This is a genomic window from Collinsella sp. LCP19S3_A7, assembly GCF_052121995.1.
GTDB lineage: Bacteria > Actinomycetota > Coriobacteriia > Coriobacteriales > Coriobacteriaceae > Collinsella.
Map to the genome: position 1 here is coordinate 158,124 of NZ_JBQKDE010000001.1, position 14,203 is coordinate 172,326.

Here is a 14,203-nt window from a genome sequence, read left to right on the forward strand (position 1 = left end):
CCATGGATCTTTCGACCTTGATGCCGCAACAGCTGCAGATCGTCAAGACGCTCGACCGTCCGCTGTTTGTCTCGGCGGGCGCCGGTTCGGGCAAGACCTTTACCCTCACGCGCCGCATCGTCTACGCGCTCTCGCCCGAATCCGGTCCGTTCGTCGAGCATCTGGACCAGGTGCTCGCCATTACCTTTACCAAGGATGCCGCGGCCGAGATCCGCGACCGCGTGCGCCGTGCGCTTATCGACGAGGGCATGGACGAGGAAGCGCTGACCGTCGACGACGCGTGGATCTCGACCATTCACGGCATGTGCTCGCGTATCCTGCGCGCACACGCGCTGGAGTTGGGCATCGACCCCGAGTTCACGGTGCTCACCGATACCGACGAGCTCATGGACCAGGCTGTTGAGCATGTGCTGGGTCGCGCGACGGCACCCGATGCCGCCCCCGAGCTCGCGGCATCGCTCAAGGCCCTCTACGCCTGGTATCCCATGGCGGGCGAGGGCGGTCCCTTTGGCGCCGGCACGACCATCAAGGGTCTGGTGCGCGAGATGCTGGAGCTCTCGAGCCAGCTGCCGGGCGGTATGGACGACGTGTGCGTGGCGCGCGGCCAGGCCGATACCTCGGCGCTCACCGATGCCTATCGCGCGGCGCTGGGCGCAAGCAAGGCCGCGACCGAAAAGGCGCAGACGGCGCTCGACGCCATCGACGCGTTCGAGGCGAGCGGCAAGACCATGGTCGATGCGGCGCGACTCATGATGTCGTGCGCCATGCCGCGCGCGAGCAAGGCCTTCCCCAAGGAGCAGGTCGAGCTGCTCAAGGCCGAGGCCGCCGATGCATTTATCAATATCGTGCTTGCCTGCGGTGGCCCCGCGCTCGATGCACTGGTGGGCTTGGCCCGCTCTGTAGAGGCCGAGTATCGCGCACTGAAGGCTGCCCAGTCCGCCCTCGATAATAACGACCTGCTGCGCATGGCCTACGAGGCCCTGCGCGATTACCCTGCCATTCGTGCTGCGTACGAGGGCCGCTTTAAGATGGTCATGATCGACGAGTTCCAGGATACCGATCAGATGCAGGTCGATCTAATCCGCTACCTGACGGGTGCGGGGGAGCGCGCGCTGTGCACCGTGGGCGATGCGCAGCAGTCGATCTATCGCTTCCGCGGCGCCGAGGTCGAGGTGTTCCGTCGCCAGGAGCGCAAAGTGGAATCGACGGCGGCGTCGGAGACGGTTGCCACGTCCGACGCCCCCGCCGGCGAGCTCGTCAAGCTCGTGCGCAACTTCCGCAGCCACGACGAGGTGCTGCGCTATGTGGCCCGCGTCTTCGACGGCGACGACGGCGGCCTGATGCAGGGCTTTTTGGATCTTGAGGCGAGCGACGGCCGCAAGGACACGCTGGTGGCGGATGCCTCGCGCCGCCAGGCCCTCTTTGTTGCCGGCGGCAGTACGCAGGAGCGCACACAGGCCAAGGCCCGCGCGATCGCGGAGCGATTCCGCGCGCTTGCCGATGCCGGCCAGCCCCAGGGCGGCATGGTGCTGCTGCTGGGCCGCATGACCAACGCAGACGTCTACGCACAGGCCCTCCGTGACCAGGGGCTCGACTGCGTCATCGCGGGCGGCTCGGTCTTTGCCCAAGCTGCCGAGGTGCAGACGGTGCGCGCCCTGGTTTGTGCCCTCGCCAATCCGGCCGATACGGCGCAGGGTCTTATGCCACTGCTGGCCTCGCCGATGTTTGCGCTGGGCGCCCAGGAGTTCCTGGCGCTGGCGACCAAACTCGACGATCAGACGGGCGAGACGTCGCGCCGCAACATCGATGCGGGCATCATGAGCGATTCCGATGTGCCGGGCTTGCAGGGCTTGCCGCTCGTGACGCGTGCCCGCGAGGTTCTGCGCTACGCACTGCGTCGCGTGGGGCGTGATTCGTTCGCCGCCATCGCGCGCGACGCGGTCAATGCCTCCGGCTGGTTCGTGCGCCTGGCGCAGCGCGGCCCCGAGGGCAAGGCCATCGCCGCCAACGTGCTCAAGGCGCTCGATGCCGTGGCCGAGGCGGAGGCCGAGTTCGGTAACTCGCCGCGCTCCATTGCGCTTGCCTTCGATCGCTTCCTGGCGGGCAAGGAGGCCCCGGGCGCCCTCAACGAGGAGGGCGACGGCGCGGTGCGCATCATGACGGTTCATGCCTCCAAGGGTCTGGAATATCCGGTCGTGGCGGTCTCCGAGTGCTTTGGCGTGCGTAAGTCCTCGGGTGCGGCACAGATGGGTCGAGTCGAGGGCGGAGCGCGGGTCGTGGCGCTGCCGGCACGCTTCGACGGCGTTAAACTCGCGGACGGCACGTTCGTAAAGGGCGATGACGTCAAAAAACAGTTTGAGCATGCGTTTAAGGGCAAGGGCACGTCGCTGTGGCTACCGCCGGAGCTCATGGAGGACGTCTGTGCGACGGGTTCTCCCGCCGAGGCATTTGCTCGCCTGCGCAACGACGACCTGCAGCTTTCGCTCGAGGAGCGGGCCCGTTTGCTCTACGTTGCCATGACCCGTGCGCGCGAGCTGGTGATCTTGGCGATGGATGCCGGCGTGAGCCGTGGCAAGGTGACGGCGCCGACCTTCGATGTCGAGACCGATCTGACCTACGACGTGCTGCGCCGCATTCTGCCGACCGACGCTCTGGACATGCCGCAGCTCGATGCCGACCGCCTGGTATTCGACAACTCCCAGCCGGGCGACTACGAGCTCATTTCGCTTTCGGACTTTACCTTTGGCGAGCAGGCGTTTGAGGCCAACGCTTCGCTGGATGCCGAGGGCAGGCTCGTTCGTGGCGATACCGATGTCGCCGATAATGCTGCGCACTCAACCGTGCCCGGTCCTGCCGACCCCATGCCCGATTCGTTTGAACTCGTATATCCCCAGGCGGCGGGCGTGCGCATGGGCACGTGTCCGTTCCCGGCGCGTGATTCGTACAGCTATTCGTCGATCGCCGCGGCGCTCCATGCCGAGACGGAAGACCGTGCCGCCGAGGCGCGTGTTCCCATGGACGAGGCGGGCGACGATGCCGAGTCGGATGGCTCGGAGATGGCCGATGCAGACGTGGCTGCTGTCGAGCCCGCCGGCAATCCCATGGCGCTGGGCTCGGCGTTCCATGCCGCCTGCCAGTGGCTCATCGAGATGGGTGCCGATGCGCTGCCCGCTGAGCGTGCCGATGCGCTGACGCGCCTGTGGTGCCTGACGCCGGAGCAGCGCGAGCGTTTTGACGTTGCCCTGAATCGCTGGCTCAGGTCGTCGGTCCGTGCCGAGCTTCTTGCCTGGCCGTGCGTCCGTGCCGAAGTGCCGTTCTTCTCGCTGGGCTGCGAGGACAAGGACATTGCCCGCTACGGTGCATATGCCGAGGGCGCCATCGATGCGCTGGCGACCGACCCGGCCGATCCGTCACGCGCACTGGTTATCGATTACAAGACGGGTGGCACGCCGGATGAGACACCCGACCAGCTGCTCGAGAAGCACGCCCTGCAGGCGCGCGTCTATTCGGATGTTCTGCATAAGGCGGGCTTTAAGACGGTGACCGTCAAGTTCGTCCGCGTGGAGCAGACGGCCCCAGCTGTCTTAGTCGAGCTCGCCGAGCCCCAGGTGGTCACCTACGACCTCTAGCCCTCAATAACGTGCGGTGGAATCCTTTTCGATTCCACTGCAGCTCAGGGGTAGCTAATTTGGGACGGGGCTCTTTTAGCTACCCCCATACATCGGTTGAGATGTATTCCGACCCCGACTCGTTCGCCGTCAGTCAAAGGGTAGCTAAAAAAGCCCCGTCCCAAATTAGCTACCCGTGTGGGTTTGGCTAGGTTCGGGCGCTGTCCGTGCCGTGGGGTAAAATCGTTCAATCAGAACACGAACCCGCATCGGAGCTCATCACATGGCATTCGTCCATCTGCACAACCACACTGTTTTCTCCATGCTCGACGGCGCAACCCGTATCCAGGATATGGTCAACCGTGCCGTAGAGCTGGGCATGCCTGCCGTGGCCATTACCGACCACGGCTACATGTATGGCGTGCCCGATCTGGCGCTGGCCTGCGACGCCGTCAACCACAACACGCCCGAGTACAAAACGTGGAGCCACGACAAGGCCTTCTTGGAAAAGGACCGTCGCGACGAGCTGGTGGAGCCCGATCCCGAGGCAAACCCGCGCGAGCATGCCCAGTATGTGAAGGACATGGCCATGTGGGACGAGAAGGGCAATATCGACGAGCTCAAGCCGCCTCTGGTCATCAAGCCCATCTTTGGCTGCGAGGTCTACTTTACGCCGGACGAGACGCTCGCCCGCGACCACAAACCCGAGCTCTACCACATGATCCTTCTGGCCAAGGACCAGGAGGGCTACGTCAACCTGATGCAAACGGTCTCCGAGGCCGCCGTGCAGGGCTTTTACTACAAGCCGCGCGTGACGCTCGACAACCTGCGCCGCCACGCCAAGGGCATGATCTGCACCAGCGCCTGCATCGCGGGCATCATCCCCAAATACATCGACCGGGGTGACATGGAGGGCGCCATCAAGTGGGCCGAGACCTTCCGTGATACCTTCGAGCCTGGTGACTTCTACATCGAGATCCAGGAACACGGCATTACCACCGATAACGGCCTGACCGACGAGCAGATGGACCGCACGCTCATTGATATCGCCAAACAGGTGGGCGTCAAGGTCATCGCCACCAACGACTTCCACTACCTGCGCCGCGAGGACGCGCCCGTGCAGGACGTCATCATGTGCATCGGCATGAACGCCAAGGTCGACGACCCCAACCGCATGCGCATGACCGGCTCGGAGTTTTACATGAAGACCGAGGAGGAGATGCGGGCGATGTTCCCGTATTGCCCCGAGGCCTGCGACAACACGCTCGAGATCGCCGACAAGTGCTACGTTGAGCTGGACTGGGACTCCATCATCCTGCCGCGCTTCCCGCTGCTCGATCCCGGCGAGACGCACGAGAGCCAGTTCCGCCGCGAGTGCGAGAAAGGCCTGCGCCAGCACTACGGTGACGACTGGGCCACGCGCGAGATCGGTGGCGTCAACATCAAAGAGCGCTTTGAGTACGAATACAAGGTCATTTGCGACAAGGGCTTTGCCGCCTACTTTTTGATCGTCGCCGAGTACGTGCAATGGGCCAAGGACAACGGCATCGGCGTCGGCCCCGGCCGTGGCTCGGCCGCCGGCGCTATTGTCGCCTACGCCATGAACATCACCGCGTTCGACCCGCTCGAGAACGGTCTGATGTTCGAGAGGTTCCTGTCCCCGCAGCGTACCGAGATGCCCGATATCGATATGGACTTCGACGATGAGCGGCGTCTCGAGGTCGTGGAGCACGTTCGCCAGCTCTACGGTCCCGAGAAGGTCACCCACGTCATCACCTACTCGACCATTAAGGCCAAGCAGGCCATCAACGACGCCGCGCGCGTCCTGGACTACCCGGTCTACATGGGCCAGCGCCTGTCCAAGATGGTCTCGAGCGACCCCAAGGTCAAGCTCAAGCAGGTGCTCGAAAAACAACCCGGCAAAGAGGATCTGTTTAACCCCGACTTTGCCGAGGCCTATAAAAAGGACGACGACGCCCGCCGCATCATCGACACGGCGCTCTCGATCGAGGGCCTCACCCGTGGCGAGGGCGTGCATGCGTGCGCCGTTCTGATCTGCCGCGACCCCGTCAACGAGCACGTGCCCACCAAGCTCGACACCAAGGGCGGTGTCGAGATTACCCAGTACGAGGGCCATACCGTTGCCGACATGGGCCTGCTCAAGATGGACTTCTTGGGCCTGCGTACGCTGACGGTTATCTCCAAGGCCAAGGCAAACATCAAAAAGAACTTCGGCATCGACATCAAAGAGGAAGAGATTCCCTTTGACGATCCCGAGATCTTTAAGCTCATGGGCTCCGGCCACACCGCCGGCGTCTTCCAGGTCGAGTCCGCCGGCATGACGGCCACGATCAAGAACATGAAGCCCACCGAGTACAAGCACGTCGTGGCATTGATCGCCCTGTACCGCCCGGGCCCGCTGGGCGCCGGCATGGTTTCGTCCTACATCAACCGTATGAACGGCAAGGAGCCGGCCGTCTCCTACGACGACCGTCTGGACGACATCCTGGGCGAAACCTACGGCACCATGGTCTACCAGGAGCAGGTTATGCTCATCTCCGTCGAGATGTGCGGCTTCTCCAAGGGCGAATCGGACTCGCGTATCCGTAAGCCCGTGGCTAAGAAGAAGATCAAGCTGCTTACGTCGACGGTGCTCCACTGGGAGGATGGCTCGGACGAGACCACCTACGACCACTGGATGAACGGCGCCATCAAGAACAACTACACGCGCGAGGTCGCCCAGAAGATTTGGGACGATGTTCTCGAGTTCGCGTCCTACGCCTTTAACAAGTCGCACTCCGCCGGCTATGCCATCTTGGTTATGCAGACGGCGTGGCTCAAGGCGCACTATCCGCACGAGTACATGGCGGCCGTCCTGACGTCCTATACGGGCAAGACCGACAAGATCGTGCACTACGTCTCGGCATGCCGTCACGACGGCATCCCCGTGCTTTCGCCAGATGTCAACGAGTCCGGTACCGAGTTCACGGCTACCAAGGAAGGTGTGCGCTTTGGTCTGGCCGGCATCCGCGGCGTGGGCACCGGCGTGGCGCAGGCGATTATCGCCGAGCGCGAGGCGGGCGGTCCGTTTAAGACGCTGCATGATTTTGTCGAGCGCGTGGATTCGAGCCAGGCCAACCGTCGCGTGATCGAATCGCTCATCAAGGCAGGTGCCTTCGACTCCACGGGGTATCCGCGTCGTCAGATGATGCACTTTGTGGACAAGAACAACCCCGAGAACATCATCGATGCCGCGGCAAAGCGCCAGAAGGATCGCGCGAGCGGCCAGACGTCGTTCTTCGACATGTTTGGCGACGTTGAGGGCTCGGGCTTTGAGGTGAGCGTACCCGATCCGGATGGCCAGGAGTGGGACCGCCACCTTAAGCTGAGCCAGGAGAAGGAGGTTCTGGGCATCTATGTCTCGGACCACCCGCTGCGCCCGTTTGAGTATGCGCTCAGCAAAGCGCGCGACTTCTCGTTCTCGCAGATCGACACCGGCTACGAGGTGCAGAACCCCACGGGCGGCACCATCAACCAGGAAATTCCCGAGGGCAAGGCGCTGTGGTGGGCCGGTATGGTCTCGAGCGTGTCCAAGCGCGTGACCAAAAACGGCGACCCCATGGGCATCGTGCAGCTCGAGGACATGGAAGGCGAGGCCACGGTCGTGGTGTTCCCCAAGACCTTCAAGGAGGCCGAGGGGTATCTGTACGGCGAGGTCGACCCCGAGACCGGCGCGCAGCTGTCCGATGCGTTTGTGCGCATTAAGGGCAAGCTCGAGCGCTCGGACCGCGGCGACCAGATCATCGCGCAGGAGATTGTGCCGCTTGAGCTCAACGAGGAGAACAACAAGCCCAAGGTGTTTGAGGTCATGGTGCCCAACAGCCGCTTTAGCCAGGGCAACATGGCGCGTCTTGCCACGGTGCTCACCGCCAACCCGGGCGGCGACCGCGTAGAGATCTTTATCGAGCAGGCGGACGGACGCGTGCTGCGTGCCGAGGTACCTGCTAAGGTCAACGCACGCTCGATTCCGCTGTTGGCCGAGGCCAAGGCCATCGTGGGTAACCAAGGTCGCGTGACGGTGATCTAAGGACGCCGTTGGCGGGGTAGCTAATTTGGGACGGGGCTTTTTTAGCTACCCTTTGGCTGACGGCGAATGAGTCGGGGTCGGAACACATCTCAACCGACATATGGGGGTAGCTAAAATAGCCCCGTCCCAAATTAGCTACCCCGGGTGAGATTGGAGGAAGCGATGGCGCAGGGGACGTTTGTGCAGGCGCTTCGTAAGGAGGCGGCGCTCAGCAGTACCTTTATGAAGGGGCGTTCGCTCATGCTCAACGGCGCCGTGCTGTCGTTTGAGGACTCCGGCTCGCGCTTCTCCAAAAACGTGAATATCGAGGGTGCGGTGCGTGGTTCGCGCGGCGACCTGTATAAGACGCACGTGGCGCTCGATATGGACGAGCACGAGGTTGTCGACTACGACTGCGATTGCCCCGCCGCCTTCCGCTATTCCGGCATGTGCAAGCACGCCATCGCCACGGCGTTGGCGTATCTGGATGCCAGCGGCGCCGAGCCCGTCGAGGGTTTGCGCACGCCGGTCCGCACGTTTACGGTGCCGCCCGCACAGTCCAAGCAGCCCACACGCCCCGCACCCAGCGCATCTGCGGTCAACCCCAACTTTCCCTTCCCGGCGCCCGTGCCCACGAGCCCGAGCCTTGTGGCAGCGCTTTCCGATCTTTCGGACGCGCGCATGGATAAACTCGTGGCCATGCGCCGCAAGCTCGCTGGCACCATTGACCCCGATGCGCCCAAAGCAGTGCTGGAGCCCTCGCTGGTGCCGTACTACAATCCGCTGTTTGCCGATCGCTTTAGCTGGGCGCTTGAGTTTCGCATCCGCTGTGGCTCGGTGTCCTACGTGGTTAAGGATATCGACGGCATGGCCGATGCCTATGAGCGCGGCGGTACGTTCTCCTATGGCAAGAAGCTTACGTTCCTTCATGCGCCCGAGGCTTTCGATGATGTATCGGCAAAGCTGCTCGACTTTGTTGCAATGACGGTCGCCTACCTAGGCGATATTACGAGCTCGCGCTCGACATCGTACGACTTTACCCGCAGCGGTTTTGTCGCCGAGCGTCAGCTGCCGGTATCCGAGTATTCCATCGTGTCCGTGTTGGACCTGCTGCGTGGCAGGACCATGTCCTTTGAACCTGCTTGGTCGCGGGGGACGACGACGCACCGCGCCTACGAGGTGACAGTCGAGCCGTTGCCGGAAGGGGAGAACGAAGTCCCGGCTAAGCGCCCGCCGCTGATTGCTGCCAAGATTGTGCCGGCGGCGGGGGGCAGCTACGACTTGCGCCTTCCGGCCGATACATACTGCTTTGCCTCGGGCGACGTCGCCTATCTGGTCGATACGCGCCGCGCGCGCCGTACCGACACGGCGTTTGCCCAACATGCCGCGCCGTTCCTATCGCACTTGTTGCCCTGCCGCACACCGGTCCATATCGCCGCCGACCAGGTGGGTGAGTTTTGCCGCATGGCGCTGCCTATCTTGCGCGACTACACCGACCTTACCGCGCCCGCTGTGCTCGATACCGTGGCGCCCGAGCCAAGCTTTGCCATGGCGATCGGCGTCGACGATGGGCTCGTGACCTGCAAAATTACGGTTACCTACGGCGACTGGTCGGCAGATCTCTTTAGCATGGGCGCTCCGGGCAGCCCCTTCGAAGAGCGGCGCCCGGGCGTGCCGCCGCGCGACGAGGTGGCAGAGTTTCGCGTTATGGACACGGCGGCTCTGTATTTCGACTTTTACGAGGGTGGCCTGGCGTTTGAGGAACGCGATGACGAGAGCCTGTTCCACTTGCTGACTGAGGGCCTGTCTGCCCTGTCCGATCTGGGCGAGGTCATGCTCAGCGACCGTCTGCGCCAGATCTCGGTCCGCCCTGCGCCCAAGCTTTCGGTGCGCGCCACCGTCAAGAGTAACCTGCTCGACGTCGAACTGGGCGCGAGCGGCCTTTCGGCGGCAGACCTTGCCATCTACCTCGATTCCTACAAGCGTCACCAGACGTTTGCTCGTCTCACGTCGGGCGATATCATTCGCCTGGACGAGGGAGCGCGCGCCGCGTTTGGCCTTGCCGAGGATCTGGGGGTCGATGCTGTCGACCTGCTCGACGGCGTGCCGCTTCCCGCGTCGAGTACCCTGTTCGTCGACAGCATGCTTGCGCGCACGCCCGCGCTCGAAGCCGATCGCGACGCTGCATTCCGTCGCACCGTCGAGCGCCTGGACACGCTCGGCAAGATGGACTTTACGGTGCCCGCTTCGCTCAAGGCCACGCTGCGTGGCTACCAGGTCGACGGCTACCAGTGGCTCGGTTCGCTCGAACACCTGGGCCTTGGCGGCATCTTGGCCGACGACATGGGCCTGGGCAAAACGCTCCAGATGATCGCGCATATCCTGGCGCGCGTGGAGGCGGGGGACGCTAAGCCCACGCTTGTGGTGTGCCCTGCGTCGCTCGTGTACAACTGGACTGCCGAGCTGGAGCGCTTTGCCCCGTCGATTGATGTGTGCGCCATTGTGGGCACCAAGGCCCAGCGTCGCGTGCAAATTGCCGGCGTGGCCGAGCATAACGTGGTCGTGACGTCGTATGACCTCATGCGCCGCGATATCGACGAGTACGTCGAGCAGGACTTTGCCCGCGTGGTGCTGGATGAAGCCCAGTACATTAAAAACCCGCTCACGCAGGTGGCTCGCGCCGCAAAGCGTCTGCCTGCCGGCGTGCGCTTTGCCTTGACGGGCACGCCCATCGAAAACCGCCTGTCCGAGCTCTGGAGCATCTTCGACTTTTTGATGCCGGGCCTGCTCGGCACGCGCGAGTCGTTTGCCAAGCGCTTCGAAAGCCCGGTCGAGCACGCCGAGGGTGACAGCGCCGCTCGCCTGCAGGCGCTCGTGTCGCCGTTTGTGCTGCGCCGCGTCAAGGAAGACGTGGTGGCCGACCTGCCCGAGAAGATCGAGGACACGGTAATGGCGCAGCTCACCGGCGAGCAGCGCAAGCTCTACCTGGCCAACCAGGACCGCATTGCCCAGCAAGTGCAGCACCGCGAGGCCGGGGAGTTCAAAAAAGATAAGCTCAAGGTACTTGCCGAGCTCACCAAGCTGCGCCAGATCTGCTGTGATCCTCATCTGCATTACGCGGACTACAAGGCGGGAAGCGCCAAGCTCGATACGTGTATGGAGCTCGTCCACGGCGCGCTCGACGGCGGTCATCGCATCTTGCTGTTCAGCCAGTTTACGGGCATGCTCGATATCATCGGCAAGCGCCTGGCCAAGGAGGATATCGCCTTCCTTAAGCTTACGGGCGCATCGTCTAAAGAGAGCCGCGCCAAGATGGTTGCGCAGTTCCAAGCGGGCGAGGCGCCGGTGTTCTTGATTTCGCTCAAGGCGGGCGGCGTGGGCCTTAATTTGACGGCTGCCGACGTGGTCATCCACTACGACCCGTGGTGGAACGTGGCGGCGCAGGACCAGGCGACCGACCGCGCCCACCGCATTGGCCAGCAGCACACCGTGACCGTGTACAAGCTCATCGCCAAGGACACGATCGAGGAACGCATCATGCAGATGCAGGAGTCCAAGCGCGACCTGGTCAACAGTGTGCTCGGCGGTGACGGCATCTCGTCGGCGCTGTTTACCCGCGAGGATGTTCTGGCGCTGCTCGGTGGCGACGGTCGCTAGCTGCGCGCGGGATGGGGCTGCCGGGCTGGGCCAGGTCGCCGGTTCGTCCTGGCCCGACCGCTTGCCTCACCCGTTATGTGTTCATTTGCAATGCCATGGATGGTTCGGCGCTCTTTGGGCATAAGAACTAACGAGAACATTGGCACATCAGCAAAGGAGAACATCATGGCGAAATTCTTTAAAGACTCCGACGGCAAGCTCGTTGCCGCTCTTGGCGACGACGTTGCGACCCCTGCCGGCTGCACGGAGCTGACGGCAAACACCGAGGATGCGGCGCACGAGAAGCACGTGCCTGTTGTCGAGATCGAGCGCGATGGCCACGTCATTCGTGCGCGCGTGGGCTCGACGGAGCACCCCATGCTGCCCGAGCACTACATCGAGTGGATCGCGCTTGAGGCCGAGGGCCGCCTGGAGGTCCATTACCTTGAGCCCGGCATGAAGCCCGCGACGTTTTTCGCTGGCGGCTCCAAGACCGGTACCGTCTATGCCTACTGCAACCTGCATGGGCTGTGGTCCGCGACGTTCTAGGAGCGCGCCCCCGCTCGGGGTATCATAGCTAGCATATGCACATGCGAGCGCCGACTGCATTATGCGGCCGGCGCTTTTACTACGGTTTCGATGGTTTACGACGGAAAGGGCTGGGCCATGAAGCTCGCGCTTGCACAGATCGATATGCGCCTGGGTGATATTGAGGGCATTTGCGGTCGCATCGAGGACCAGGCTCGTCTGGCCCACGAGCGCGGGGCGCGCGTGCTGTGCGTCCCGGCTCCGCTCTTTATGGGTGCTCTGCCCGGCGGCCTGATGGGTACTGCCGACTTTGAGCACGACATGCTGACAGGCCTGACCGGTGTTGCCGAGCGTATCCAAGAGCTCGACATGATCTGCATCGTGCCCGCGGCGGTTTCGTTTGAGGGCCAGCCGCTGCTCGACTACATGATGCTCAAGGACGGTCATGTGGTGCCGGCGCGATCGAGCATTGCCCTGCAGCGTGGCGAGAACAACGACACGCGTTGGGCGCCGCCGGTGTTCGACGTGGACGGCGTGCGCATCGCCGTGATTTTTGACTTGGACCGCGAACTCGAGATGTTGCCGACCGGTGTTGACCTCATTGCGTATTTCCAATTCAACGCGTTTGACATGACCGACCGCGAGACTGCCGCCATCGCCGCCGTTCGCAGCGGTGCCTACCGCAAGATCGCATCTAAGCGCAGCGTGTGGTTTGCCTGCATGGCGCCGGTCGGTGCGTACGACGAGTCGGTATATACCGGCGGTTCGTTTGTGCTCGACGACTGCGGTCGCGTGGTGGCCCAGGCGCCGTGTTTTGAGGAGAGCCTGCTGGTTCAGGAGATTCAGCGCGGCGTGATGCTCGATGCCCTGGAAGATCACGAACTGCCCGAGTTTCGTTCCGAGGAGTGGCTGTGGCAGGCGCTGGTGCTCGCCGTGCGCGACAACGCCCGCGCTCGCGGCACGTCGCGTGCTGTGGTGGCACTCGAGGGTGACTTGCCGTCGTCCCTGCTGGCGGCACTTGCCGTTGACGCTCTGGGCCCGCGTAATGTGATTGGCCTTGTGCTGGGGCGCAACCGTATCTTTACGCCGGCTCAGGAAGAGGCCGAGGCTGCCCGCTGTGCCGCCGTCCGCGCGATTGCCGAGCGCCTGCACATTCGCGCTGTCGAGCGCGATGCACCGGATGCGGCGCGTGTGCTCGATCGCGACGTGTCGGCGGGCGATGCCGAGCGTCTGCGCTCGCGTGCGCTGGGCCTGATGTTGGAGGACACGGCGCTCGAGCTGGGCGCCATGGCGTTGAGCCCGCTCTCCAAGACCGAGTACGCGCTAGCGGCGCCCGCACTGTCCGGCGGCTACCAGGGCGACTTTGCGCCCTTTGGCGATGTGTACCTGTCGACGCTTGAGTTTGTGGCGCGCGTGCGCAACCGCACGTCTGCCGTGGTGCCCCAAGAGCTCGTGACGCTCAACGCGGTGGAAGATTGTATGGAGCGAGTGCTGGCGCAGGCGCTCTCGACGCTCGACGGTCCGGTCGATATGCTCGACCGCGCGGCACAGCTGCTCGGCGGGCTTGAGCCTGGTGAGGTCGATGGCGCGCTCGAGGCGCACGTGGACCGCAATCGATCTTTCGACGACATCCCGATGGCCGCTGGCAAGCCTGAGGCCTGCTCGCTGCTGCTGATGCTCGTTCGACAGGGTGAGGCTGCCCGTCGCATGTTGCCGACGGCGCCGATCGTTTCGGCCCGTTCGTTTGCCGAGCGCGCTTGGCCGTACATGCTTGCGTGGTCCGATTTGGGGCTCAACGGCAAGGAGCGCATGACGGTTGATTCACTGGCGCGCGCCGAAGTGCGCCGCTTTGCCGATAGCGATACGGGCGATCGCATGCGCGGTGAGATGATGGGTCTGTTGGGTGAGCTGTTGGGTATTTCGCCCGAGCAGATGGAGGAGCTGCGCTCTGAGGACGGTCAGCGTCGTTTGCACGAGGGAATGAAAAAGTTCGAGGGCGAGGTCCAGGACGCCATCGAAAGGATGATGAGCGGCCAGGGCGGACCGCAGGGCGGGCCCCAGGGCACGCCGATGCCACATCCGCCGGTGGATCCCCGTCAGTTTCCTTTTTTCTCGCAGAACTAAACTGGGGATGGGGCAAAGGTTACGCGGTTTTGCCAAACCGCGTAACGAGTCGACGCTACGCGAGCCCCTGCCGGGCCATCTGCCGCTCAAACCGTCGTTTGCGTACAGAAGTACGCGGCGCTCCTCTTTCGCGACACCTTGCCACGGCACGGACTCGCTCGCTGACTTATGCTCAACCTATGGTTCGACCTTGCTTGCCAGATACGGTCGCTGTTGTGTTATTCTAGAACAGACGTTCGTG

General features: G+C 63.4%; 5 protein-coding genes. All 5 read left to right on the forward strand.

The features are described from left to right. The first annotated feature begins 2 nt into the window (after window positions 1–2). The 5 genes from ACTQV3_RS00695 to ACTQV3_RS00715 all read left to right on the forward strand — a co-directional run bounded on the left by ACTQV3_RS00695 (window position 3) and on the right by ACTQV3_RS00715 (window position 13,962). Complete coding sequence (locus ACTQV3_RS00695) at window positions 3–3,629, forward strand: UvrD-helicase domain-containing protein (protein ID WP_441067511.1); 3,627 nt, start codon at window positions 3–5, stop codon at window positions 3,627–3,629. Between the two features lie 262 nt (window positions 3,630–3,891). Further along, window positions 3,892–7,695: a DNA polymerase III subunit alpha gene (gene dnaE / locus ACTQV3_RS00700; RefSeq protein WP_427727452.1), complete on the forward strand. Its 3,804-nt coding sequence runs from the start codon at window positions 3,892–3,894 to the stop codon at window positions 7,693–7,695. Window positions 7,696–7,857: 162 nt separating this feature from the next. Beyond that, on the forward strand, window positions 7,858–11,331 hold the full coding sequence (locus ACTQV3_RS00705; protein WP_441535681.1) for a DEAD/DEAH box helicase: 3,474 nt from the start codon (window positions 7,858–7,860) through the stop codon (window positions 11,329–11,331). A 165-nt stretch (window positions 11,332–11,496) separates the two neighbouring features. Further along, on the forward strand, window positions 11,497–11,859 hold the full coding sequence (locus ACTQV3_RS00710) for a desulfoferrodoxin family protein (protein WP_154515902.1): 363 nt from the start codon (window positions 11,497–11,499) through the stop codon (window positions 11,857–11,859). Between the two features lie 117 nt (window positions 11,860–11,976). Then, window positions 11,977–13,962 (forward strand): hypothetical protein, encoded by a 1,986-nt coding sequence (locus ACTQV3_RS00715; RefSeq protein WP_441067507.1) that lies wholly within the window; start codon window positions 11,977–11,979, stop codon window positions 13,960–13,962. Window positions 13,963–14,203: the final 241 nt, after the last annotated feature.

What these genes read in the sequence shown, in the direction of transcription:
- ACTQV3_RS00695 (WP_441067511.1), top strand. Translation starts at nt 3, where the DNA reads ATGGATCTTTCGACCTTGATGCCGCAACAGCTGCAGATCGTCAAGACG.
- dnaE (WP_427727452.1), top strand. Translation starts at nt 3,892, where the DNA reads ATGGCATTCGTCCATCTGCACAACCACACTGTTTTCTCCATGCTCGAC.
- ACTQV3_RS00705 (WP_441535681.1), top strand. Translation starts at nt 7,858, where the DNA reads ATGGCGCAGGGGACGTTTGTGCAGGCGCTTCGTAAGGAGGCGGCGCTC.
- ACTQV3_RS00710 (WP_154515902.1), top strand. Translation starts at nt 11,497, where the DNA reads ATGGCGAAATTCTTTAAAGACTCCGACGGCAAGCTCGTTGCCGCTCTT.
- ACTQV3_RS00715 (WP_441067507.1), top strand. Translation starts at nt 11,977, where the DNA reads ATGAAGCTCGCGCTTGCACAGATCGATATGCGCCTGGGTGATATTGAG.